Source organism: Amycolatopsis sp. NPDC054798 (assembly GCF_053611505.1).
Genome location: NZ_JBSHAM010000011.1, coordinates 90,096 through 112,731 on the forward strand (window position 1 = coordinate 90,096; position 22,636 = coordinate 112,731).

Below are 22,636 nucleotides of genomic sequence, written 5' to 3' on the forward strand. Positions count from 1 at the left end.
CTGTGCGGGTTGCCTGGCAACTGTTACGGTATGGGCACGGCGGGCCGAATTTCCGGCAGCCGGGCGAAATCATCGCCGCCACGAAGGCGTTCGTTACCGCTTTCTCTCGTGTCATTAATCACCAGCTAAAGAGTTACCCCTTTGGGCTGAATGTTCGGCAGGATCAGCGGGCGCGGTGGGGGTCATCGCGCTTTTCTCAGAGGGGTAAACATCTTGAAGAAGACCCTGGGCAGACTCGCGGGCGCTGTGCTCGCGGGCGCCCTGATCAGCCTTGCCGTCGTGCCTGCCGCGAACGCGGAGGAGGCCCCGGCGACGACCGCCTCGGCCCCTGCCAGCGCGACGGAGACCACCCCGGCCACGCCGCCGGCGAGCGAAACCGCCACGCAGCCCACCGAGACCGGCAAGCCGACCGAGACCGGCAAGCCCACCGAGACGGGCAAGCCGACTGAGACGGGCAAGCCGACTGAGACCGGCAAGCCGACCGAGACCGGCAAGCCGACGGACACGACCAAGCCGACCACGCCGACCTCCTCGGAGACCAGCACTCCGGCAGAGCCGCCGTTCGTGGACGACACCGCCTACGGCGCCGACCTCGACGGCGACCTCGGCCTCCTGCGCATCGCTTGCGTCGCCGGCGCGCCGACCAACGTGCACTCCAAGGACTTCGACCTGGTCGAGGGCCCGGAGCAGGACGAGACCGACGGCCGCTACTGGCTGTGGCTGGTCAAGCGGCACGAGGGCGTTTCCTTCGACAACGGCACCGTCTACGCGGCCTGGACCTGCGGTGGCAAGCCGACCGATGGCGGGCACGTTCCCCCGGCTGGCGGCTCGGGCGCGGGTTCCGCTGGCACCACCGGCGGACACGGCGACTCGCAGGTGAAGTACACGCCGAAGCGCGGCATCGAGACCGGCTTCGGGGGCATGGCCGCCTGATGACCAGGAAGTTCGGGCAGGGCACCGCTCTCGCGGGTGCTCTGCTCCTCTCCCTCTCGCTGAGCGCGTGCGGTTCGGACGCCCCGGCGGCGCCCGCCGCGCAGGCCCCGGCCAGTGCGGCGGTCCCGGTGACCAAGCCGTTCGCCGGGCTGCGGCCGACGTCGGTCGAGATCCCGAAGATCGGCGCGAAGTCGTCGCTGATCACTGTCCTGCCGAACAAGGACGGGCAGATTTCGGTTCCGTCGGTGAAGAATCCGATGCAGGCCGCGTGGTACCGGCTTTCCCCGGTGCCGGGCGAGGTGGGTCCGGCGATCGTGCTCGGGCACGTCGACGGCGACCACAAGCCGGGGATCTTCTACAAGCTCAAGGACGTGAACCCGGGCGACGAGGTCGACGTCGAACGCAGCGACGGCAAGAAGCTGAAGTTCGTGGTGGACCGCAAGGAACAGGTCCCCAAGGACACGTTCCCGACGCAGGCCGTCTTCGGCAACACGGACAAGCCGCAGCTGCGCATCATCACCTGCGGCGGCGTGTTCGACCACGCCGAGCACAGCTACAAGGACAACATCGTGGTGTACGCGAACCTGGTCTCCTGACTCAGGTCCAGCGCTGCCCCAATGCCACATTGGGTGCATGTGACGCACCCAATGTGGCGTTCGGTGCATGCGACGCACCCAATGCCACATTGGGGTGCTCACGACTCAGGTCAGCAGCGGAGTGAGCAGCGTCCGCCGTTCCTTCGGCACGTATTCCGCGTAGTTGTCATACAGCGCTTGACGCGCCAGCCGCGCCGCCGACTCCCCGTCGGCGGCGCGGATCGCGTTCAGCACCTCTTCGTGGTGGCGCAGCCAGGACCGCATCAGCGTGCCGCGGTCGTTGGCGTGGCTGAGTTTGTCCTCGATCAATTCCAGTACCACGCCGCGGACCACTTCACCGCTCACCACCAGCAGCGGATTCCGGGACACCTGGGCGATCACGTCGTGGAACGCGACGTCCGCGCGGCTGAATTCGGTGTATCCCTCCGCCGTCGCCATTCCTTCCAGCGCGGCGTCGAGCGCGGTCAAATCCTCGGCGGTGCGCAGTTCCGCGGCCAGCAGGTGCGACGAACCGTCCAGCACCATCCGGAATTGCAGCAGTTCCGCCAGCCCGACGTGTTCCGCCCGCGCCAGCCGGTGCATCGACCGGTGCAGTGCGCCCGGCGAAGCGGCCAGCACCTCGGGCCCGCGCGGATCGCCCGGCCGCGACCGGATCAGCTCCGCAGCTTGCAGCACCCGCAGCGCCTCGCGCACGGTCGACCGGCCGACGCCGAACTGCGTCATCAGCTCCCGTTCCCCGGGCAGCCGTTCGCCGGGTTTGAGGCGGCCGCTCACCACGGCTTCCTCGATCTGCTCGACGATCCGCTCGTAGGCGCGGACCGGAGCGACCGGTTCGAACTTCATCTTGACCTCGGTGTCTGCCGGGTGCGAGTCTGCCTAGGGTGTACTGGTCAGACCAGTGTACTGAGCAGGAGGCGGAATGAAAGCCCGGAGCACTGCGGCGGCGCTGGCGCTGCTGCTCGTGACGTCCGGCTGCTCGGCAGGCTCCAGCGCGAGTGTTTCCCCAGGTCCGGACACGCTTTCCGTGGGCTACACGGCGGAACCGGCGAACTTCGACTTCACCCGTTCCGACGGCGTGGCCATCCCGCAGGCGCTGCTCTACAACGTCTACGAGGGCCTGGTGAAACTCGATCCGCAGGGCCGGATCGTGCCGCTGCTCGCGAAGTCCTGGACGATCAGCCCGGACCGCAAGACCTACGACTTCCAGCTGCGGCAGGACGCCAAATTCAGCAACGGCGCTCCGTTCACCGCCTCGGACGTCCAGTTTTCCCTGATGCGGGTGAAAACCGACTGGACGGTCTCGCTCAAATCGGCGATGGACGTCGTGGACCACGTCGAGGTCGTCGCGCCGGATCACGCGCGCGTGGTGCTGTCGAAACCCAGCAACGGCTGGCTGTTCAGCCTCACCAGCCGGCTCGGCGCGATGTTCAGCCCGACCGGCGTCGCGGATCTGGCGAATCATCCGGTCGGTACCGGACCGTACGAGGTGGCGTCGCGCCGGCGCGGGGATTCCATTGTGCTGCGGGAGAATCCGCGGTACTGGGGATCGAAACCGGCGTATCGCACGGTCGTGCTCAAGTATTTCGGCGACCCGACGGCGCTCAACAACGCCTTGCTGTCCAACGGGATCGACGTGATTTCCAATCTGACGTCGGCCGATTCGATCCCGCAGTTCCAGGGCGACGACCGGTTCACCGTGCAGCAGGGCACCACGAACAGCGAGGTCACGCTGGCGTTCAACGGCAAGCGCGCGCCGCTGAACGACGTGCGCGTCCGTCGTGCGCTCACCTACGCCATCGACCGGAAAGCCGTGCTGGACCTGGTTTTCAGCGGGCGCGGCACGCTCATCGGCAGCATGGTCCCGCCCACCGACCCGTGGTACGAGGACTTGTCGAAGGTCTATTCCTACGACCCGGCGAAGGCGAAGCAGCTGCTCGCCGAGGCGGGGGTGCACGATCTCAAGCTGCGGCTGCGCATCCCGAACCTGCCCTACGCCGTGTCGGCAGCGCAGGTGGTGCAATCGCAGCTGGCGGACGTCGGGGTCACCGCGACGATCGAGCCGCTCGACTTCCCGGCGGTGTGGCTCAAGCAGGTCTTCACCGACCACGATTACGACCTGTCGATCATTCAGCACGTCGAGGCCCGCGACATTTCGACGTTCGGCAAAGCCAAGTACTACTGGGGTTACGACAGCAAACGCGTGCAGCAGCTGCTCGCCGCGGCGGACAGCGGCACGCCGCAGGAGCAGGTGAGCGACATGAAAGAGGTCGCGCGGCAGCTGAACGCCGACGCGGCCGCGGACTGGCTGTTCCTGTTCCCGAACGTCGTGGTCGCCAAGAAAAAGGTGACTGGGCTAGCGCGTAACCAGGTCAGCGAGTCCTTCGACCTGACCGGGGTGAGGCCGGCATGACCGCACGCGTGTTGCGGCGGGTGGCCGTCTTCGCGGTGAGCCTGTTCGTGGCGTCCATTGTGGTTTTCCTGTTCATGGCGGTGCTGCCGGGCGATCCCGCGCAGGTCGCGCTGGGCGTGAACGCGACGCCGGAGCTGCTCGCGAAGACCCGCGCCGAATTCGGCATCGACCGGCCGCTGGTCGAGCAGTACCTGAGCTGGATGGGCGGGGTGCTGCACGGCGATTTCGGCCGGTCCTACGTCACGCGCGAGGCGATCAGCCCGCAGCTGGTGGACCGGCTCGGCGTCACGTTGTGGCTGGTCGGCGCGGGAATGATCGTCGCGCTGGTGATCGCTTTGCCCGCTGGCGCGTTCGCGGCGGTACGGCACCGGAAGGCCAGCGGCGTCGCGGTTTCCGGGCTGTCGCAGGTCGGCGTGGCGATTCCGGCGTTCTTCGCGGGCATCATTCTGGTGCAGATTTTCGCGGTACAGCTGCGCTGGCTGCCGAGCGGCGGATGGACGCCGCCCAACCAGGACGCCGGCGAGTTCCTGCGCGGGCTGATTCTCCCGGCGTTGTCGCTCGGCCTGGTGCAGGGTGCGGTGCTCACGCGCTACGTCCGCTCCGCCGTGCTCGACACGCTCGGCCAGGACTACCTGCGCACCGCCAGGTCCAAGGGGCTTTTGCCTGGTCAGGCATTGTTCCGGCACGGGTTGCGCAACGCGTCCGTCCCGGTGGTCACCGTGCTCGGGCTGCAGTTGACGACGCTGCTGATCGGCGCGGTCGTGGTGGAGCGGGTGTTCGTGCTGCCCGGGCTCGGCAGCATGCTGCTGGACGCGGTCGCGCGGCGCGATTTGCTGACGGTGCAAGGGATCGTGCTGGTGCTGGTCGCCGGGGTGCTGCTGGTGAACTTCGTGGTCGACGTGCTCTATTCGGTGCTCGACCCGAGACTGCGGGGGTCCTGATGCGCCGCAACGGAAATCTCCTGCTCGGCGGGACGCTCGTCGCGCTCGTCGTGCTGGCCGCGCTGGTGTCGTTCGTCTGGACGCCGTACGACCCGGTGCAGGTCAACGCGGCGGACCGGCTGCTCGGGTTCTCCGCGCAGCATCTGTTCGGGACGGACAAGTTCGGCCGGGACGTGTTCAGCCAGCTCCTCGTCGGCGCGCGGACCACGCTGTACGTCGGCGTGGTCGCGGTCGGCATCGCGGCGGTGATCGGCACGCCGCTGGGCGTGCTGGCGGCAATGGCCCCGCGCTGGCTCGGTGAGTTCGTGATGCGCGTGAACGACCTGGTGCTCGCGTTTCCCGCGCTGCTGCTGGCGATCATGTTTGGCGCGGTGTTCGGCGCGGACACGCTCACCGCGATGGCGGCCATCGGCATCGCGACCATCCCGTCGTTCGCCCGGATCGCCCGCTCCGGGTCGCTGCAGGTGATGAGCAGTGAATACGTGCTCGCCGCGCGGGCAGGCGGACGATCGCGGACGCGGATCGCCTGGGCACACGTGCTGCCGAACATCGGCGGCCTGCTGATCGTGCAGGCGTCGGTGTCGTTCGCGATCGCGGTGCTGGCCGAAGCGGCGTTGTCGTTCCTCGGCTTCGGCACGCGGCCGCCGACGCCGTCGTGGGGCCGGATGCTTCAGGAATCGCAGGAACTGCTCACCGCGCACCCGCGGCTCGCGCTCGTGCCCGGTATCGCGATCGCGGTGGCGGTGCTCGGCTTCAACCTTCTCGGCGACGGTCTGCGCGACCGTCTCGACCCCCGATTGGCGGCGCGGGTATGACGCTGACGGTGGAAAACCTGCAGGTCGAGGACCTGGTCCGCGGGGTTTCGTTCGAACTGGGCGCGGGCGAACGGGTCGGGCTGATCGGCGAATCCGGGTCGGGGAAATCGCTCACCGCGCTGTCTGTGCTGGGACTGCTGCCGGAAGGGCTGTCTGCCACCGGCTCGGTGCGGCTCGACGGCCGGGAGCTGCTCGGTGCGTCCGAAAAAGAGCTGTCCCGGTTGCGTGGCAACGAGATGGCGATGGTGTTCCAGGAGCCGATGACCGCGCTGAACCCGGCGATGCGGGTCGGACGGCAGGTCACCGAACCGTTCCGGGTGCACGGCCGTCGCGGGCGGCCGGCGGAGGAACTGCTGGCCGCGGTGGGCTTGCCGGGGGTCGCGCGGGCGTATCCGCATCAGCTGTCCGGTGGGCAGCGGCAGCGGGTGGTGCTGGCGATAGCGCTGGCCAACGACCCGGGGCTGCTGATCTGCGACGAGCCGACCACCGCGCTGGACGTCACCGTGCAGGCGCAGATTCTGTCGCTGATCAGGCAGCGGCTGTCGGCGGAGAATTCGCTGCTGTTCATCACGCACGATCTGGCGGTGGTGGCGCAAATGTGCGACCGGGTGCTGGTGATGCTCGACGGGGCCATTGTGGAGCACGGGTCGACGCGGGAGGTTTTGACCGCGCCGAAGCACGCGTACACGCAACGGTTGCTGGCAGCCTCCGATCTGGAGGGCGCGCGATGATCTCCGTACGGGACTTGGAGCGGCGGTATACGAGGCGGGACGTGCACGCGTTGCGCGGCGTGAGCTTCGACGTTTCCGCTGGTGAACGGTTCGGAATCGTCGGCGAGTCCGGCTCCGGGAAGTCCACGCTGGTCCGGCTGCTCGCCGCGCTGGACCGGCCGACCGCGGGCACGGTGTCGTTCCAGGGCAAGCGGATCGACTCGCTGCCCGAGCGGAAGCTGCGGTTCCTGCGCCGGGAAATGCAGATCGTGTTCCAGGATCCGATGGGCTCGCTCGATCCGCGGATGCGCGTGCGGGACATCGTCTCCGAACCGCTCGGTCGCCGGTCGCCGGAGCGCGTGGCTGAACTGCTGACCGCGGTCGGACTGCCCGAGGACGCGGCGATGCGGTACCCGCACCAGTTCTCCGGCGGGCAACGGCAGCGGATCTCGATCGCACGCGCGCTCGCGCCGAATCCGAGCGTGCTGATCGCGGACGAACCGGTGAGCGCGCTGGATGTCTCGGTACGCGCGCAGATCCTGGATCTGCTGGCCCGGCTGGTCGACGAGTTCTCGCTGACGCTGATTTTCGTTTCGCACGACCTCGGCGTGGTGCGGCACGTCTGCGATCGCGTCGCGGTGATGCGCCGCGGGGAGATCGTGGAAATCGGTGCTGTCGAGCAGGTTTACGTCGCGCCGGAGCACGAGTACACCCGGGAACTGCTGGATGCCGCGCCGAATCTGCGGACCGAGCTGGCCCGGTTGAAGGGAGAAACGGATGCCTGACTACCCGGACGGCCTGCCGATCGGTCCCGGCTGGGTGTCCACAGTGGATTCCGCGAAGATCGTGTTTCCCTATGACGGCAGCGTGATCGGTACTGCTCCGGTCGGCACCGTCGAGCTGGCCTCGCGTGCTCTCGACGAGGCGGTCGCAGTGGCCCGTGAGGTCGCTTCGCTGCCTTCGCGGACCCGCCGGACGTTGCTGAACGAGGTAGCCTCGGCGATCCGCGAACGTCAGACCGAGTTCGAGCAGCTTCTCGTGCTGGAGACCGGAAAACCGCTGGTCGACTGTCAGGTGGAGGTCGCGCGCACGATCGTCACCTGGGAGGCCGCGGCCGAAGAAGTGTCACGGCTGCACGGCGAAACCGTGCCGCTCGACCTGCTGCCGTCCGGCGACGGGCTGGTCGGGTTCTGGAAGCGCAAGCCGATCGGCGTCGTGGTCGGCATCGCCGGGTTCAACTACCCGCTGCTGCTGGCGTCGCACAAGATCGCTCCGGCGATCGCCGCTGGTTGCCCGGTGATAGTGAAGCCCGCCCCGCAAACCCCGCTGGCGACGCTGTGGCTGGTGCACTTGGTGCGCTCGCTGACCGCTCTCCCCGCGATGGTTCAGCTGGTCACCGGGGACGCTGCCGTCGGATCGGCGCTGGTCACGGACCGGCGGATCGGCGCGGTGTCGTTCACCGGCTCGGCCGCCGTGGGACACCAGATCGCCCGCGACGCCGCACCGACGAAGACCCTGCTGGAACTGGGCTCCAACGCGGCACTGGTGGTCGCGGAGGACGCAGACCTTGATGCGGCCGCCGACGCCGTGCTGCGCGGCGGGTTCTACGCGTCCGGGCAGGCCTGCATTTCCGTACAGCGAGTGTTGACGGTGTCGTCCGTGGCCGAGGAGTTCACCGGCAAGGTGCTCGCCCGGCTCGGCGAAGTGACCATTGGTGACCCACGTTCGGCCGACACGAGGGTGTCGGCACTGATCGATGAACGCTCGACCGCCCGCGTCGCCGATTGGGTCGACAAAGCGCTCGCCGCGGGCGCACGGCTGCTGGCTGGCGGTTCGGTGCGCGATGGCGTGCTGGAGCCGACAGTGCTCGCGGACGTACCGGACGGCGTCGAATGCTGGGACGAGGAGATCTTCGGCCCGGTCGTCTGCCTGCGCACAGTGTCCGATGTGGACGAAGCGTTCGCCGCGGTCAACGCGTCGCGGTACGGCCTGCACGCGAGCGTGTACAGCCGCTCGTTGAAGACCGCCTTCCGCGCGCTGGACGAGCTGGAGGTCGGCGGGGTAGTGGTGAACGAGGTGCCGGGTTTCCGGTCCGACACGATGCCGTACGGCGGGGTCAAGGACTCCGGGATTGGCCGCGAGGGGCCGCGATTCGCCGTGGAAGAGCTGACCGTGACCAGGATGGCGGTGCTGCGCCCGTGAACTACGCCGGACTGTTCCGAATGGACGGTCGCCGGGCCGTCGTGCTTGGCGCGGGCAGCGGGATCGGCCGGGAAGCCGCCCGCGCGCTGGCCGCGCAGGGTGCGTCGGTGATCTGCGCGGACCGTGACGTCGCCGCCGCTCGGGAGACCGGCGTCGGCGAGGTGTACGAGATCGACCTGCTCGCCCCCGGTGCCATCGCAGCCGCTGCCACCGAACTGGGCCCGCTGGACGCTGTCGTGCTGACGGCCGCCACCAACGTCCGGAAACGCCTGCTCGACTACACGCGCGAAGAGTTCGACCGCGTGGTGGAGCTGAACTTGGGCGTCGCCTTCGAGGTGCTGCGCGCGTTCGGCGCACCGATGGTCGAGCAAGGCCGGGGGAGCATCATCGGCTTCTCCTCGATCCGCGGCACCACAGTCGAACCCGGTCAGGGCCCGTACGCGGCAACGAAGGGCGGCTTGGTGCAGCTCTTCCGCACCGCGGCCGCCGAGTTCGGACCGTCCGGCGTACGCGTCAACGCCATCGCTCCTGGCGTTGTAGAGACGCCCTTGACCGCACAGATCAAAGCGCGCCCCGACTGGTACGACGCCTACGCCCAGAAGGGCGCCCTCGGCCGCTGGGCGCGCGCGGACGAGCTGGCTGGCGCCGTCGTGTACCTCGCTTCGGACGCTTCAACCTTCGTCACCGGCTCCGTCCTGGCTGTTGACGGCGGTTGGACAGCAGTCGACGGCCGCTTTGACCCACCCGCTTCGTGAATCGGAGGTTCCGCGATGACCGAATTGGCTGACCTGACCGCTAACGAGCTGGTAGCCGGGTACCGCGCGCAGACGTTCTCGCCGGTCGAAGTCACCGAAGCCGTCCTCGCCCGCATCGACGCCCGTGAGCCCGAACTGCGCGCCCTGTATGCGTACGACGCCGCTTCGGCCCGCGAAGCAGCGAAGGCGTCCGAAGTACGCTGGCACGCCGGTGAACCGTCCGGCCCTATCGACGGTGTCCCGCTGACGCTGAAGGAAAACATCGCCTCCGTCGGCGTCCCCACGCCGTTAGGCACCGCCGCCACTTCTTTAACGCCCGCTGCCACCGACGCCCCTGCGGCGGCGCGCGTACGCGAGTCAGGTGCCGTACTGCTGGCGAAGACGACCATGCCCGACTACGGCATGCTCACCTCCGGCCTTTCGAGCTTCCACCCCGCTTCGCGCAACCCGTGGGACGTCACGCGCACGCCCGGCGGCTCCAGCGCCGGTGCCGCCTCCGCAGCCGCCGCGGGTTACGGCCCCTTGCACGTAGGTACCGACATCGGCGGCTCGATCCGCCTTCCCGCCGGTTGGTGCGGTCTGGTCGGCCTGAAACCCAGCTTCGGCCGCGTTCCGGTCGACCCGCCCTTCCTCGGCCGCGTCGCCGGGCCGCTGACCAGGACCGTCGCCGACACCGCCCTGCTGATGAGCGTGCTGGCGCAACCTGACCCGCGCGACCACCTGAGCCTGCCACCCGCTTCGATCGACTGGCTTTCCCTGGACAGTTCGCTCTCGGGCTTGCGTGTCGGCCTCCACCTCGACCCCGGCGTCGGCCTCGCCGTCGATCCCGCCGTCGCCGAAGCGGTCATTGCCGCCGCTGACCTGTTCTCGTCCGCGGGCGCGGTCGTGGAGACCGTCGACCCGTTCCTGACCCGCGAGCACCTGAACGGCCTGGACACCTTCTGGCGGGTCCGTGCCTGGTCGGACATGGCTGTGTTGACGGAGGATCAGCGCGCGAAAGTCCTGCCGTACATCGCGGATTGGGCAGCCGGGGGAGCGAATGCGTCCGGTGTGGACACTTACCGCGGGTTCGCCGCGATCGACGCGATCAGCGTGGCAGCCCTGCGCGCGACGGAACCGTACGACGTGGTCCTGTCGCCGACCTGCCCCGTCCTGCCGCCGCCCGCGGACTGGCCGTCCCCGACGAACGACCCGACGCGACCGTTCGAGCACATCGCTTTCACCGTGCCGTACAACATGTCCGGACAGCCCGCGGTGTCCCTGAACTGCGGTTACACCCCGGAGGGGTTGCCGATCGGCCTGCAGATCGCGGGGCGTCGGTTCGCGGACCTGGAGGTGCTGCAAATCGCGGCAGCCTACGAGAAGCTGCGTGGCGAACAGCGTCCTTGGCCGGTCAGCTGAGCCAGCTTCAGAACGACAGAAACCGCTCGATCTCCGCTTTGGCGGCGATCGCCTTTTCGCCATACGTCTCGTAGAGGTCGGGCGTCAGCCTTGTCGTTGGTCCGGAAATGCTGAAACAACCGCAGGTTTCGCCGTCCGCCGTCTTGAGCGCGACGGCGACCGCGGCGATGCCTTCGTGGAGTTCTTCGTTGGTGACCGCGTAGCCGCGCCGCCGGATCTCCTCGACTTCGCGGCGGATGACGTCGGGGTCGGTGACGGTGTGGTCGTTGACCTTGCGAAGACCGTTGTGCAGAAAGGACTCCACGGCCGCGTCGTCCAGTGAAGCCAGGTACGCCTTGCCGTTCGACGCCGCGTGCAGGGGAAGCCGCGTGCCCAGCTGGAGAAATGCGCGGAGCTGATGCGGGCTGTCCAGCCGTTCGATCAGCACCATCGCGTCGTCGTCGGGGACCGTCAGGTGGATGGTCTCGCGGGTGTCTCCCTGCAGCCGGCTCAAAACCGGCAGCGCGATCTCGCGCAACCGGGGCCCGGAGCTGACCGCGCTGCCGATGCTGAACGCCTTCCCGGTGATCACCCACCGGCCTTCCCCGTTCGGCTCCGGCCGGACCCAGCCCGCGTCGGCGAGCGTTTTGAGACAGCGCTGCACTGTGCTCTTGGGGACCTCGAGCCGGCGCGCGAGTTCGCTCAATCCCGCCGGCTGCGCCGCGGCGACCGCCTCGAACACCCGCAACGCAGTGAGCACGCTGTTCACGTTCGCCACCCCTTGACCTTCGGTGATCCCGTTCATACGCTACCGGTCCACATAGTAGTCCATCGGTCCGCATTGTGGACCACAGTGAGGTGGTCATGACAACGATCAAGGAAGCCGACGGCGAACGGTCCCGCGCCGGCCAGGCCGATCCGGGCCCGCCGGTCCGGATGAACCGCGCCCAGCGCAACGCGTTCTGGGGTTCCTTCGGCGGCTGGGCGATGGACGGGTTCACGCTCGCGATGTTCGGCCTGGTGCTCGCGCCCACGCTGAGCGAACTGCTCCCGCCGTCCGGCATCACCCCGGACGTCGCGAACATCGGTTTCTACGGCCAGCTCAGCGGCGCGCTGTTCCTGGCCGGATGGGGCTGCTCCTTCATCTGGGGCCCGATCGCGGACCGCTTCGGCAGGCGGCCGGCGATGATCGGCAGCATCCTGCTCTTCTCGGTGTTCACCGCGCTGGCCGGGTTTTCGACGAACGTCTGGGCGTGGATGGCGTTCCGGTTCCTGTGCGCGGTCGGGATCGGCGGCGAATGGGCGATGGCGGCCACGCTGGTCGCGGAGGCCGTGCCCGAGCGGCTCCGGGTCAAACTCGGCGGGGTGCTGCATTCGGCCAACTACGTCGGCCAGCTGCTGACGGCCGTGATCTACCTGGCGTTCGGCCAGCAGCTCGGCTGGCGCGGCCTGTTCCTGCTGGGCATCGTGCCCGCGCTGCTGGTCCTGTTCATCCGACGGAACACGAAGGAACCGGAAAAGTGGGCGGCACAGGCCGAAACGGCCCGGCGGACGTCGTTGCTCGCCCCGCTGCGCAACATCATGAGCCGCGGCTACCGGCGGCGGACCATCGGCAATCTGCTGCTGCTCGGAGCCTGCGTGATCGGCCTGTGGGCCACTGCCACCTACGTGCCGACCGCGGTGACGGCGCTCGCCAAGGAGACCGGCGTGAGCCACGGCCCCCAGCTGGCCAGCCTCGCGGCAGCGATTTCGGCGATCTTCACGGTCATCGGCTGCATCGGCACGCCGTGGCTCGCCGACAAACTCGGCCGCCGGGGCGCCCTGGCGCTGTTCTTCGCGCTGATGGTGGTGGGCATCGTCGGGACTTACGGGATCGCCTACCCGCTGGGGAACCTGCCGCTGCTCTTCGCGTTCCTGCCGATCCTCGGCCTCGGTGGGGCGAACTTCGCGGTGTTCACGGTGTGGCTGCCCGAGCAGTACCCGACGTTGTTCCGGGCCACCGCGTTCGCGTTCACCACCACGATCTCCCGCTGGTTCGCGGCGGTCGGCACGTTCGTGCTCGGCGTCGCGATCCGCGAGCTGGGTTCGCTCGCCGTGCCGCTGGCGTCCACCGCCGCCGTGTTCGTCGTCGGCCTGCTCCTGCTCCCGCTGGTCCCCGAAACCCGCAACAAACCACTGCCCGAGTGAGGACGAAAAACCAGTGAAGGACACCAATCAGCCCCTGCTGACCGCCTTGGCGACCGGCTCCGCGGACGGCCCGTTCGTCCGGGTCGGCGACTCCTCGATGTCGCTCGACGAACTGCGCGGTGCCGCCGCCGCGGTCGCGGACCGGATCGCCGGCGCCAGCCGCGTCGCCGTCAACGCGACCGCGAGCCTGGAGACGATCGTCGCCGTGGTGGGCTGCCTGACCGCGGGTGTACCTGCGGTCCCGGTCCCGCCGGACTCGGGACCGGCTGAGCGAAAGCACGTCCTGGCCGACTCCGGGGTCCAGGTCTGGCTGGGCGACGCGCCGGGCGACGTCGGAGTCCCGGTCGTGCCGATCGATGTCTCGGCGCGGTCCGCGACGAGCTATCCGGAACCAGCCGCGGAAAGCACGGCGTTGATCGTCTACACGTCGGGCACGACCGGAGCGCCGAAGGGCGTCGTGCTCTCGCGTTCGGCCATCGCCGCGTGCTTGGACGCGTTGAGCGAGATGTGGGCCTGGACCGCCGAGGACACCTTGGTGCACGGGCTTCCGCTGTTCCACGTCCACGGCCTGGTGCTGGGTGTCCTTGGAGCGTTGCGCATCGGCTCACCGCTCACGCATACCGTCCGGCCGAAGCCCGCGGCTTACGCGGAAGCGCGGGGCTCGCTGTACTTCGGAGTCCCGACCGTGTGGTCCCGGGTGTGTGCGGAGCCGTCCGCCGCACGGGCGCTGGGATCCGCGCGATTGCTCGTGTCGGGAAGCGCACCGCTGCCCAAACCGGTCTTCGAGAAACTGGCGGGACTCACCGGGGCCGCGCCCGTCGAACGGTACGGGATGAGCGAAACGTTGATCACCCTCAGCACCCGGTACGACGGCGAGCGGCGGCCAGGCTGGGTCGGCCTGCCGCTGCCCACTGTCCAAACGCGACTGTGCGATGACCGGGGACGACCGGTCCCGTGCGACGGGGAGAGCCTCGGGCAGCTTCAGGTGAGCGGCCCGACGCTCTTCGACGGGTATCTGGGTCTGCCGGGCAAGACCGCGGAGTCGTTCACCGAGGACGGCTGGTTCCGCACCGGCGACATCGCCGTCGCCGACGCGGGCGGCTTCCACCGGATCGTGGGCCGGGAGTCGGTCGACCTGATCAAATCGGGCGGCTACCGCATCGGCGCGGGGGAGGTGGAGCAAGCGTTGCTGGCCCACCCCGGCGTGCGGGAAGCGGCGGTGGTCGGTGTTCCCGACGCCGATCTCGGACAGCGGATCATCGCGTACGTGGTCGGAGACGGCCTCGACGGCACCGTGGTGACGGATTTCGTGGCGGGGACCTTGTCCGTCCACAAGCGACCGCGTGAAGTGCGGATCTTGGAATCCTTGCCGCGCAACGCGATGGGGAAGGTGCAGAAGAACCTGCTGTGAGCGTCGAGTGCGGCGGCGAGGTGTTCGCCGCCGCACTCGGGGCTACTGAGCCCCGATCGCCTCCGCCAACGCCAGCACCCGCCGCGCGTTCTCCACGTGCAGGTTCTCGATCATCCGCCCGTCCACCGTCACCACACCGCGTCCCTCGGCCGAAGCCTCCTCGAACGCCGCGATGATCCGCCGCGACCGGTCGATCTCCTCCTCCGACGGCGCGAAGACCCGGTTGCACGGCTCCACCTGCGAAGGATGGATCAACGTCTTCCCGTCGAACCCGTACTGCCGCCCCTGCACGCATTCCGCCTCGAAGCCTTCGGCGTCCTTGACGTCGTTGTAGACCCCGTCCAGGATCACCTTCCCGGTCGCGCGGGCGGCCAGCAGGCACAGCGAAAGCCCGCCCAGCAACGGCCCCCGTCCGGGGACGAACTCCGCGTGCAGTTCCTTGGCCAGGTCGTTCGTGCCCATCACCAGCACGGTCAACCGTTCCGACGCCCCCGCGATCTCCTCCGCGTGCAGCATCGCGACCGGCGTCTCCACCATCGCCCAGATCTTCGTGTGGTCCGGCGCTCCGCCAAGTTCCAGCGCACGCTCGATGTTGTGCACCTCGGCCGCCGAGTTCACCTTCGGCACCACTACCGCTGAGGGACCGGCAGCAGCGGCGGCGCGCAGGTCGGCGTCGTGCCATTCGGTGTCCAGGCCGTTGACCCGGATCGTCACTTCGCGCGAGCCATAAGTACCGACAGCAGCGCAGACCCGCTCCCGCGCGGCTTCCTTCGCATCCGGGGCGACAGCGTCTTCCAGGTCCAGGATCAACGCGTCCGCCGGAAGGGTCTTCGCCTTCTCCAGCGCGCGTTCGTTCGCACCGGGCATATAGAGCACGGACCGCCGCGGGCGCAGTTCGGTCATGACTGGATCTCCTTCGTCGCGGCGTCGTACGCGGCGGCCAGTTCGGGGTCGGTCGCGGCCAGTTCGTCAGCCAGTTCCACGACCACCCGGCACTGCTTGACCGAGGCGTCGTCCTGCATTTTCCCGTCGATCATCACCGCGCCGGTGCCGTCGCCCATCTCGGCGATCACGCGGCGGGCCCAGGCCACATCGGCGGGGGACGGCGAGAAAACCTTCTTCGCGATGTCGATCTGCACCGGGTGCAGGCTCCACGCGCCGACGCAGCCGAGGAGGAACGCGTTGCGGAACTGGTCCTCGCACGCCACCACGTCGCGGATGTCACCGAACGGCCCGTAATACGGCAGGATGCCGTTCATCGCACACGCGTCGACCATCCGCCCGACCGTGTAATGCCACAGGTCCTGCTGATACGTCGACCGGCCCTCGTTGAGATCTTCGCCGACCGGGTCGGTGCGCACCAGATAACCCGGGTGGCCGCCGCCGACGCGGGTCGTCTTCATCCGGCGGCTCGCGGCCAGGTCGGCCGGGCCCAGCGAGATGCCCTGCATGCGCGGCGAAGCACCGGCGATCTCCTCGACGTTCGCCACGCCGCTCGCCGTTTCCAGGATCGCGTGCACCAGCAGCGGTTCAGTCAGCCCGGCCCGCGCTTCCAGCTGCGCCAGCAACCGGTCGACGTAATGGATGTCCTGTGCGCCTTCGACCTTCGGGATCATGATCACGTCGAGCTTGTCGCCGATCTCGGTGACCAGGGTGATCAGGTCGTCCAGCACCCACGGCGAATCGAGGCTGTTCACCCGCGTCCACAGCTGCGTACGGCCGAAATCGGTCGCCTTGGCGATCGACACCAGCCCGGCTCGCGCGGCTTCCTTGCGGTCGGCGCGGACCGCGTCCTCCAGGTTCCCCAGCAGCACGTCGGTCTTCTTCGCGAGGTCCGGGACCTTCGCGGCCATCTTTTCGTTGCCCGGATCGAAAAAGTGGATCATGCGGGACGGCCGCACCGGGATCTGCCTCGGCGGCTGCGGCGCTCCGACGGCGAGCGGGGCGAAGAAGTCCTTCGGCGAGCGCATCCTGGTCCTCCCGGCGGGTACTTGACCGACGAGTAACCCTAAACCGGAGACCCGAACCCCCGCTGCGGCGAAGCTCACCCGCCATCCGGGTGACGCCGGTGACCAGCGGAAGTCCAGCGTGGAACCGAGTCGATTAGGCCGATCGGACTAAGCCGCTGCGCCGCCTGCCCTGCCCCGCGCGAGGCGGCGAGACACCCAGGGGGCGCTCTCCGTACGCACCACTCACCTCCGTCTCACTCGGTTGGCCGCACGGTCGGGCTGAAGTCGAATGACCGCCTACCGACCGGTCACCGACCGCTGAGCGCCGCCGATCGCACGTGGTCACGTAACCCGAAGACCTCGCACCTTTGCCCTGGTACTCAGTTCATGTACCGGTTTTCGCCGGTACGCGGGAACAGGTGCTTGAAGGAGGCGGACTCGTGGCGGCTACCCCACAGAACACCGAGCGCTCGACGGTCGCCGGCGGTGCGAAGCGCAGCCGGACGACAGCGAGCCGGGTGCTGCCGCCGATCGAGCTCCCCGCGAGCGTCGACGAGCTGGCGCGCAAGGCCGCGGCCCTGCTGGGCTGGAACGGCGTAGTGCTGCCCGCGACGACCCTGCTCGGCCGCAAGGTCAGCATCGTCGCGAAGCTCAAGACCGACGTGCACGCGGAGCGGATCGCGATGGGTGTCGGTCCCGTCGCCGATCGCGCCCTCGTCGACACCTGGACCTGGCCAGAGCTGGCCGCGACCGCACCCGCGCCGGCCGCCGAGATCATCGGCGTCCTCGCGGTCGCCCGGCACTGGCGGACCGCGATGGCCTCCGCGGTGCCCTTTTCGCGCTACGGCGAGGCCGCGATGGTGCTCCCATCGCCTGCCGTGCTGACGGATGACTACGTGACGAACTGCCTGCCGCGCGCCCGCGCCTACGGCCTCGCCGTCGTCACCGCCGACCCGTACGCCACCACCGACCTCGACCTCGACACCCACCACGACCGGGTGCTGCTGCAGGAGGACCCGGTTTCGCGCTGGGTCAACGAGATGGCCTACGACCTGCTGCTGCGCGAGGAAGCCGTTCCCGTCGAGGCGGACTGACGCACCGGCGTCGAGCCGCGCGCGGCGATAGAGTCGGGCTCATGCGAGTCGTCATTGCTGGCGGACACGGCCAGATCGCCCTGCACCTGGAAAAGCTGCTCGCGCAGCGGCACGACGCTCCGGTCGGCATCGTGCGCAACCCTGATCACGAAGCGGATCTCACCGCGGTAGGCGCCGAGACCGTCGTGCTCGACCTCGAAAAGTCCGATGTGGACGCCGTCGCCAAGGTGCTCGAAGGCGCGGACGCCGCGGTGTTCTCCGCCGGGGCGGGCCCGGGCAGCGGCGAGGGCCGCAAGGACACCGTCGACCGCGGCGCGGCAGTACTGTTCGCCGACGCCGCGCAGCGGGCTGGCGTCCGCCGGTTCATCCAGGTCGGTTCGATCAACGCGGACAAGGCGGACGACCCCGGCTTCGACCCGGTTTTCGCCGCCTACCTGCGGGCCAAGCGCGCCGCCGAGGAGGACCTCAAAGCCCGCGACCTCGACTGGACGATCCTGCGTCCCGGCCGCCTCACCAACGATTCCGGCACCGGCCGGGTGAAAATCGCGGAGAAGGTCGAGAGCGGGGAGATCCCGCGCGAGGACGTCGCCGCGGTGCTGCTGGCACTGCTCGACACTCCGGCGACGGCCCGGCGCACGCTGGAACTGGTCTCCGGCGACGATTCCATCGCCGACGCGCTGTCCCGGATCTGATGCGCGACATCGCGGTTTTCAGCGGCAGCGCGCATCCCGAACTCGCCGAGGAAATCTGCGCCCACCTGGGCGTTCCGCTGCTTCCGGTGCAGATCGACCGGTTCGCCAACGACTGCCTGCAGGTCCAGCTCCAGGCCAACTGCCGGGAGCGGGACGTCTTCCTGATCCAGCCGCTGGTCAAACCGGTGCAGGAAAACCTGGTCGAGCTGCTGCTGATGCTCGACGCGGCCCGCGGTGCCTCGGCCGCGCGCACCACGGTAGTCATGCCGCACTACTCGTACGCGCGCTCGGACAAAAAGGACGCGCCGCGGATCTCCATCGGGGGCAGGCTGGTCGCGGACTTGATGGTGACCGCGGGCGCGAACCGCGTGCTCACCATGACGCTGCACTCGCCGCAGGTGCACGGGTTCTTCAGCGTGCCGGTCGACCATCTGCACGCGCTGCACGAGCTGGCGCGGTACTTCCGGCAGTACGACCTCTCGGAAACCACCGTCGTGTCGCCGGATTTGGGCAACGCCAAGGAAGCCGCGCATTTCGCCCGGCTGCTCGGCGCGAAGGTGGCGGCTGGCGCGAAACAGCGCTTCGCCGACGATCGCGTCGAGATCACTTCGGTGATCGGCGAGATCGCGGGCCGCGACATTATCGTGCTGGACGACGAGATCGCGCGCGGCAGCACGGTGCTGGAACTGCTGGACCGGCTGCGCGAGATGGGGGCGCGGTCGATCCGGGTGGCGTGCACGCACGGGCTGTTCGCCGACGGTGCGCTCAAGCGGATCGGCGGCCAGGAGGACGTGCTGGAAATCGTCTGCACGAACACCGTGCCGGTGCCCGCCGAGGAACGCACGGAGAAACTGCGGATCCTGTCCATCGCCCCGGCGCTGGCCGAGGCGATGCGGCGAATCCACAATGGAGAGTCGGTCAGTTCGCTGTTCGAACCGAACTGATCAGACGGTCCCGAGGACCCGGTCGAGATAGGTGTTCGTGAACGTCCCGGCCGGGTCGCATTCCTTGCGGATCCGCAGGAAATCGTCGAAACGCGGGTAGCGGGTGCGCAGCACGGACGCGTCGAGGTCGTGCATCTTGCCCCAGTGCGGCCGCCCGCCGACCTGGCCGACGACGGCTTCGAACGTGGCGAAGTACTCGCGGTAAGGCATGCCGAGGAACTGGTGGATCGCGATATACGCGGAATCGCGGCCGTTCGCGGTGGACAGCCAGATGTCGTCCGCCGCGGCCACCCGCACCTCGACCGGGAACGAGACCGGGTCTTTCAGCCGCGGCACCACGCCGCGCAGTTCGGCCAGCACGTCGAGCACCGATTCGCGCGGGACCGCGTACTCCGACTCCACGAACCGCACGCCGCGATGGGTCACGAAAACGCGGTGCGAAAGATCGCTGTACTCCCGAGGCGACGACACCTGCGAAGCGAACGCGCCGAGCGGCCGCACCAGCTTCGGCACCGCACGGCCGAGCCGGCAGAGCCCGCCGAACGCGACGTTCTCGGTGAGTTCGTAGTCCACGAACTGCCGCAGGCGGGACAACGGTTTCCGCTCGGCGTCCAGCGGCAGGCGGTTGTTGCGCTTCACCAACGCCTTGCTGCCGTAGGGAAACCAGTAGAACTCGAAGTGGTCGTTGTTCGCCGCGTTGTCGTCGAAGCCTTCGAGGACCTGCTCCAGCGGCTCCGGCCGTTCCTGCGCGGAGAGCACAAAGGACGGTTCACATTGGAGGGTCACAGTGCTGATGACGCCCAGCGCGCCAAGGCCGACCCGCGCGGCGTGGAACAGCTCCGGACGTTCGTCGGCCGAACAGCGGACCACGGAACCGTCGGCGAGCACCAATTCCAGCGCGACGATCTGGGTCGAGATTCCGCCGAAGCGCGCACCGGTGCCGTGCGTGCCAGTGGAAATCGCGCCAGCGATGGTCTGTGCGTCGATGTCGCCGAGGTTCGTCATGGCGAGCCCGAGCGCGTCGAGTGCGGCGTTGAGGGTGCGCAGAGTGGTGCCGGAACGGACCGTGACCTGCTGCGTTTCGAGGTCGGCGCGTTCGAGGCCGGTCCACGCGGTGAGGTCGAGCGCGTCGGAATCGGCGGCGGCGATCGCGGTGAACGAATGCCCGCTGCCCCACGCGCGAACGCGGTGCCCAGCCTCGGAGACCCCGCGCACGACCTCGGCGAGCTCGGCCGCGCTGCGCGGCCGGTGCACCCGTTGCGGGGTGGCCTTGGCCGTTCCGGCCCAGTTGCTCCACGTCATTGCGGCACCTGTTCTTCGCTGGAAGGTTCCCACGATAGATGCCGAAACCGTAAGTGAATAGTATTCGCGTTTCAAGCTTTGTTGTCGTACCGTAAGTGCGTGACCACCACTGCGCACGGGTACGACCTCGCGACGAAGGACCTGGATCCGCCGCTCGCGATCGTCGACCTGGACGCCTTCGACGCCAACGCCGACGACCTGCTGCGCCGGGCCGCGGGCAAGCCGATCCGGGTGGTCAGCAAGTCCGTGCGCTGCCGTGCGCTGCTGGAGCGAGCGCTCGCGCGAGACGGCTTCGAGGGTTTGATGTGCTACTCGCTCGCCGAGGCCGTTTGGCACGCTGAGCTGGGCACTTCCTCCGACATCGTGGTCGCGTACCCGACCGCCGACCACGACGCGCTCCGCCGGCTGGCCGCGAGCGAACGCGCCCGCGCGGCGATCACGATCATGGTCGATTCGACCGAGCACCTAGACCTCGTCGACGCCGCGCTCGGCCATGGCCACCCGGACATCCGGGTGTGCCTGGAACTCGACGCGTCCTGGCGTCCGCTGCCCGGCGTCCACGTCGGCACCCGGCGCTCGCCGGTGTTCACGCCGGGACAGGCGGTCTCGGTCGCGCGCCGGATCGTGACCCGGCCGGGCTTCCAGCTGGTCGGGATGATGGCGTACGAAGGCCAGATCGCCGGACTCGGCGACGCCGCCGGGAAAGGCCTGCAGAACCGGGTGATCGGCTGGATGCAACGCCGTTCCGCGGCCGAACTCTCCCGTCGCCGGGGTGCGGCGGTGCGTGCCGTGCGCGAGGTCGCCGACCTGGAGTTCGTCAACGGCGGCGGCACCGGAAGCATCGAAACCACCGGCGCGGAGGACGTGGTCACCGAGATCGCCGCCGGTTCCGGTTTCCTCGCGCCGACGCTGTTCGACGGCTATTCGCACTTCCAGCCGCGTCCGGCGGCCCTGTTCGCGCTGCCGGTAGTGCGCCGCCCGGCCAAGAACGTCGCGACGCTGTACTCCGGCGGTTACATCGCCTCCGGCCCGACTGGTCCGTCGCGCGAACCGTCGCCGTACCTGCCGGAAGGCTTGCGGCTGCTGGGTTTCGAGGGTGCCGGAGAGGTGCAGACGCCGGTGACCGGCGAGGCCGCGCGCACCCTCCGGCTGGGCGACCGGGTCTGGCTGCGGCACGCGAAAGCCGGGGAACTGGCCGAACGGTTCCTGGCCTACCACCTCGTCCGCGGCAGCCAGGTGGAGCGGACGGTCCCGACTTACCGCGGCGAGGGGCAGAACTTCGGCTGAGCCCGGCCCACCGAACGCCCCAATGCCACATTGGGTGCATGTCACGCACCCAATGTGGCATTCGGTGCGTCAGATGCACCCAATGCCACATTGGGGTTTTCTCAGTAGGCGGGTGCGGTGCCCGGCCAGCCACGACTCCAACGTCCGTGAGGGCCTCCTTGAGGGAATCTGATTCCCTCAAGGAGGCCCTCACGGACCTCTCAGCCACGCCACCCGCCACAAACCCGGACGATGCTGCGTGCCCCCGCCGGAGAGCTGCGCACGACGACTACTGAGAAAACCTCACTGGGGCGCGCCCGGTAGCGTGGCGTCGACCGGCTCAGTCCCCGAATTTGCTTGCCAGATAACCCTTCACCACGTGCTTGGCCTCGGCGACGATCCGCTCGTCCCCGTTCGGGTCGCGGCGGAAGGCGAGCTTCAGCAGCGCGTCCGCCGTCTCGTTGGCGATCGCGATGGCGAAGCGGAGTTCGTCGGCGGGCCGGTCGACGTGCCCGCGCAGGATTTCGACCAGCGAATCCGCGATGACCGAGTTGTTGTCGCGGTCCTCGGCCAGCAGCCGGACGTCGATGACGTCTCCGAAGTGGACCTTCGAGAACCCCGGGACCTCGCGGTGCATCTGCAGGTAGATGTCCAGCACCGAGTCGACGATGTTCCACCAGTGCTCGGGGCTGAGCTGCTGCAGCCGCTCGTTCACCGCGGCGACGAACCGTTCCAGGTTCCGCTGCGTCAGCGCCTGCACGACCGCGCGTTTGTCCGGGAAGAACTGGTACAGCGACCCGACCGCGACGCCCGCCCGTTTGGCGATCAGCGTGGTGGTGAGCGCGTCGTAGCCCAGCTCGTCGATGAGCACGGCGCTCGCGTCGAGCATCTGTTCCACCCGCCGGGCGCTGCGTTGCTGAACCGGCTTTCGCCGCAGCGGCGTGGGTTCAGCCTGAGTCTCGGCCACGTCGTTCCTCGGAGTCTCTCGCGATTCACTCATCTGATCTGGGACTTTAGCGTCCCCGGGGGCTTCCCCCGAGAAGAGTGAC

At 68.8% G+C, this 22,636-nt stretch carries 22 protein-coding genes; 16 read left to right on the forward strand and 6 right to left on the reverse strand.

Annotated features, from left to right (window positions below):
- The first annotated feature begins 213 nt into the window (after positions 1-213).
- Together ACWGIC_RS10005 and ACWGIC_RS10010 are read left to right on the forward strand one after the other, a co-directional pair.
- A complete protein-coding gene (locus ACWGIC_RS10005; protein WP_452075532.1) occupies positions 214-933 on the forward strand; it encodes a hypothetical protein in 720 nt (239 codons plus the stop codon).
- Positions 933-1,529 carry a class F sortase gene (locus ACWGIC_RS10010; RefSeq protein ID WP_452075533.1) on the forward strand — a complete coding sequence of 199 codons (597 nt, stop codon included), beginning with the start codon at positions 933-935 and terminating at the stop codon, positions 1,527-1,529. Before ACWGIC_RS10005 ends, ACWGIC_RS10010 begins: the two co-directional genes overlap by 1 nt.
- Positions 1,530-1,634: 105 nt before the next feature.
- Here ACWGIC_RS10010 and ACWGIC_RS10015 read toward each other — a convergent pair whose 3' ends face one another.
- A complete protein-coding gene (locus tag ACWGIC_RS10015; RefSeq protein ID WP_452075534.1) occupies positions 1,635-2,372 on the reverse strand; it encodes a FadR/GntR family transcriptional regulator in 738 nt (245 codons plus the stop codon).
- Positions 2,373-2,448: 76 nt separating this feature from the next.
- Here ACWGIC_RS10015 and ACWGIC_RS10020 point away from each other — a divergent pair, with 76 nt between their 5' ends.
- From ACWGIC_RS10020 to ACWGIC_RS10055, 8 genes are read left to right on the forward strand one after another with little or no spacing between them, the layout of a single operon-like run.
- Positions 2,449-3,939, forward strand: a complete 1,491-nt coding sequence (locus ACWGIC_RS10020) for an ABC transporter substrate-binding protein (protein ID WP_452075535.1) — start codon at positions 2,449-2,451, stop codon at positions 3,937-3,939.
- Positions 3,936-4,880, forward strand: coding sequence for an ABC transporter permease (locus tag ACWGIC_RS10025; protein ID WP_452075536.1), 945 nt, complete (start codon positions 3,936-3,938; stop codon positions 4,878-4,880). The genes ACWGIC_RS10020 and ACWGIC_RS10025 overlap by 4 nt, the downstream gene beginning before the upstream one ends.
- The gene (locus tag ACWGIC_RS10030) at positions 4,880-5,695 is read left to right on the forward strand and encodes an ABC transporter permease (protein ID WP_452075537.1); all 816 of its coding nucleotides are present in this window, start codon (positions 4,880-4,882) and stop codon (positions 5,693-5,695) included. The genes ACWGIC_RS10025 and ACWGIC_RS10030 overlap by 1 nt, the downstream gene beginning before the upstream one ends.
- Positions 5,692-6,426: an ABC transporter ATP-binding protein gene (locus ACWGIC_RS10035; RefSeq protein ID WP_452075538.1), complete on the forward strand. Its 735-nt coding sequence runs from the start codon at positions 5,692-5,694 to the stop codon at positions 6,424-6,426. Before ACWGIC_RS10030 ends, ACWGIC_RS10035 begins: the two co-directional genes overlap by 4 nt.
- Positions 6,423-7,190 carry an ATP-binding cassette domain-containing protein gene (locus tag ACWGIC_RS10040; RefSeq protein WP_452075539.1) on the forward strand — a complete coding sequence of 256 codons (768 nt, stop codon included), beginning with the start codon at positions 6,423-6,425 and terminating at the stop codon, positions 7,188-7,190. Before ACWGIC_RS10035 ends, ACWGIC_RS10040 begins: the two co-directional genes overlap by 4 nt.
- Positions 7,183-8,607: an aldehyde dehydrogenase family protein gene (locus tag ACWGIC_RS10045; RefSeq protein ID WP_452075540.1), complete on the forward strand. Its 1,425-nt coding sequence runs from the start codon at positions 7,183-7,185 to the stop codon at positions 8,605-8,607. Before ACWGIC_RS10040 ends, ACWGIC_RS10045 begins: the two co-directional genes overlap by 8 nt.
- Positions 8,604-9,362: an SDR family NAD(P)-dependent oxidoreductase gene (locus ACWGIC_RS10050; protein ID WP_452075541.1), complete on the forward strand. Its 759-nt coding sequence runs from the start codon at positions 8,604-8,606 to the stop codon at positions 9,360-9,362. Before ACWGIC_RS10045 ends, ACWGIC_RS10050 begins: the two co-directional genes overlap by 4 nt.
- A 15-nt stretch (positions 9,363-9,377) precedes the next feature.
- Positions 9,378-10,763: an amidase gene (locus ACWGIC_RS10055; RefSeq protein WP_452075542.1), complete on the forward strand. Its 1,386-nt coding sequence runs from the start codon at positions 9,378-9,380 to the stop codon at positions 10,761-10,763.
- A gap of 7 nt (positions 10,764-10,770) precedes the next feature.
- Here ACWGIC_RS10055 and ACWGIC_RS10060 read toward each other — a convergent pair whose 3' ends face one another.
- Positions 10,771-11,520, reverse strand: coding sequence for an IclR family transcriptional regulator (locus ACWGIC_RS10060; protein ID WP_452075543.1), 750 nt, complete (start codon positions 11,518-11,520; stop codon positions 10,771-10,773).
- 86 nt (positions 11,521-11,606) lie between these two features.
- Between ACWGIC_RS10060 and ACWGIC_RS10065 the strand changes: the two genes are divergently transcribed.
- Positions 11,607-12,929, forward strand: coding sequence for an MFS transporter (locus ACWGIC_RS10065; RefSeq protein ID WP_452075544.1), 1,323 nt, complete (start codon positions 11,607-11,609; stop codon positions 12,927-12,929).
- Positions 12,930-12,942: 13 nt separating this feature from the next.
- Positions 12,943-14,340 (forward strand): acyl-CoA synthetase, encoded by a 1,398-nt coding sequence (locus tag ACWGIC_RS10070; protein WP_452075545.1) that lies wholly within the window; start codon positions 12,943-12,945, stop codon positions 14,338-14,340.
- Positions 14,341-14,382: 42 nt separating this feature from the next.
- Here the strand turns inward: ACWGIC_RS10070 and ACWGIC_RS10075 are convergent, their stop codons facing one another.
- Positions 14,383-15,243, reverse strand: coding sequence for an HpcH/HpaI aldolase/citrate lyase family protein (locus ACWGIC_RS10075; RefSeq protein ID WP_452075546.1), 861 nt, complete (start codon positions 15,241-15,243; stop codon positions 14,383-14,385).
- Complete coding sequence (locus ACWGIC_RS10080) at positions 15,240-16,310, reverse strand: HpcH/HpaI aldolase/citrate lyase family protein (RefSeq protein WP_452075547.1); 1,071 nt, start codon at positions 16,308-16,310, stop codon at positions 15,240-15,242. The genes ACWGIC_RS10075 and ACWGIC_RS10080 overlap by 4 nt, the downstream gene beginning before the upstream one ends.
- Positions 16,311-16,729: 419 nt before the next feature.
- On the opposite strand from ACWGIC_RS10080, the gene ACWGIC_RS10085 reads away from it, so the two are divergent.
- From ACWGIC_RS10085 to ACWGIC_RS10095, 3 genes are read left to right on the forward strand one after another with little or no spacing between them, the layout of a single operon-like run.
- Positions 16,730-17,383 carry a hypothetical protein gene (locus ACWGIC_RS10085; protein ID WP_452075548.1) on the forward strand — a complete coding sequence of 218 codons (654 nt, stop codon included), beginning with the start codon at positions 16,730-16,732 and terminating at the stop codon, positions 17,381-17,383.
- Between the two features lie 41 nt (positions 17,384-17,424).
- On the forward strand, positions 17,425-18,075 hold the full coding sequence (locus ACWGIC_RS10090) for an SDR family oxidoreductase (protein WP_452075549.1): 651 nt from the start codon (positions 17,425-17,427) through the stop codon (positions 18,073-18,075).
- Complete coding sequence (locus ACWGIC_RS10095; protein WP_452075550.1) at positions 18,075-19,019, forward strand: ribose-phosphate diphosphokinase; 945 nt, start codon at positions 18,075-18,077, stop codon at positions 19,017-19,019. The genes ACWGIC_RS10090 and ACWGIC_RS10095 overlap by 1 nt, the downstream gene beginning before the upstream one ends.
- Here the strand turns inward: ACWGIC_RS10095 and ACWGIC_RS10100 are convergent, their stop codons facing one another.
- The gene (locus ACWGIC_RS10100; RefSeq protein ID WP_452075551.1) at positions 19,020-20,321 is read right to left on the reverse strand and encodes a D-arabinono-1,4-lactone oxidase; all 1,302 of its coding nucleotides are present in this window, start codon (positions 20,319-20,321) and stop codon (positions 19,020-19,022) included.
- Between the two features lie 99 nt (positions 20,322-20,420).
- Between ACWGIC_RS10100 and ACWGIC_RS10105 the strand changes: the two genes are divergently transcribed.
- A complete protein-coding gene (locus ACWGIC_RS10105) occupies positions 20,421-21,608 on the forward strand; it encodes an amino acid deaminase/aldolase (RefSeq protein WP_452075552.1) in 1,188 nt (395 codons plus the stop codon).
- 319 nt (positions 21,609-21,927) lie between these two features.
- On the opposite strand, the gene ACWGIC_RS10110 is transcribed toward ACWGIC_RS10105, so the two are convergent.
- Positions 21,928-22,587, reverse strand: a complete 660-nt coding sequence (locus tag ACWGIC_RS10110; RefSeq protein ID WP_452075553.1) for a TetR family transcriptional regulator — start codon at positions 22,585-22,587, stop codon at positions 21,928-21,930.
- Between the last annotated feature and the right edge of the window lie 49 nt (positions 22,588-22,636).

Excerpts from the sequence above, each read along its gene's own strand:
- ACWGIC_RS10010 (WP_452075533.1), top strand. The coding sequence starts at position 933 with ATGACCAGGAAGTTCGGGCAGGGCACCGCTCTCGCGGGTGCTCTGCTC.
- ACWGIC_RS10015 (WP_452075534.1), bottom strand. The coding sequence starts at position 2,372 with ATGAAGTTCGAACCGGTCGCTCCGGTCCGCGCCTACGAGCGGATCGTC.
- ACWGIC_RS10020 (WP_452075535.1), top strand. The coding sequence starts at position 2,449 with ATGAAAGCCCGGAGCACTGCGGCGGCGCTGGCGCTGCTGCTCGTGACG.
- ACWGIC_RS10025 (WP_452075536.1), top strand. The coding sequence starts at position 3,936 with ATGACCGCACGCGTGTTGCGGCGGGTGGCCGTCTTCGCGGTGAGCCTG.
- ACWGIC_RS10030 (WP_452075537.1), top strand. The coding sequence starts at position 4,880 with ATGCGCCGCAACGGAAATCTCCTGCTCGGCGGGACGCTCGTCGCGCTC.
- ACWGIC_RS10035 (WP_452075538.1), top strand. The coding sequence starts at position 5,692 with ATGACGCTGACGGTGGAAAACCTGCAGGTCGAGGACCTGGTCCGCGGG.
- ACWGIC_RS10040 (WP_452075539.1), top strand. The coding sequence starts at position 6,423 with ATGATCTCCGTACGGGACTTGGAGCGGCGGTATACGAGGCGGGACGTG.
- ACWGIC_RS10045 (WP_452075540.1), top strand. The coding sequence starts at position 7,183 with ATGCCTGACTACCCGGACGGCCTGCCGATCGGTCCCGGCTGGGTGTCC.
- ACWGIC_RS10055 (WP_452075542.1), top strand. The coding sequence starts at position 9,378 with ATGACCGAATTGGCTGACCTGACCGCTAACGAGCTGGTAGCCGGGTAC.
- ACWGIC_RS10065 (WP_452075544.1), top strand. The coding sequence starts at position 11,607 with ATGACAACGATCAAGGAAGCCGACGGCGAACGGTCCCGCGCCGGCCAG.
- ACWGIC_RS10075 (WP_452075546.1), bottom strand. The coding sequence starts at position 15,243 with ATGACCGAACTGCGCCCGCGGCGGTCCGTGCTCTATATGCCCGGTGCG.
- ACWGIC_RS10080 (WP_452075547.1), bottom strand. The coding sequence starts at position 16,310 with ATGCGCTCGCCGAAGGACTTCTTCGCCCCGCTCGCCGTCGGAGCGCCG.
- ACWGIC_RS10090 (WP_452075549.1), top strand. The coding sequence starts at position 17,425 with ATGCGAGTCGTCATTGCTGGCGGACACGGCCAGATCGCCCTGCACCTG.
- ACWGIC_RS10095 (WP_452075550.1), top strand. The coding sequence starts at position 18,075 with ATGCGCGACATCGCGGTTTTCAGCGGCAGCGCGCATCCCGAACTCGCC.
- ACWGIC_RS10100 (WP_452075551.1), bottom strand. The coding sequence starts at position 20,321 with ATGACGTGGAGCAACTGGGCCGGAACGGCCAAGGCCACCCCGCAACGG.
- ACWGIC_RS10110 (WP_452075553.1), bottom strand. The coding sequence starts at position 22,587 with ATGAGTGAATCGCGAGAGACTCCGAGGAACGACGTGGCCGAGACTCAG.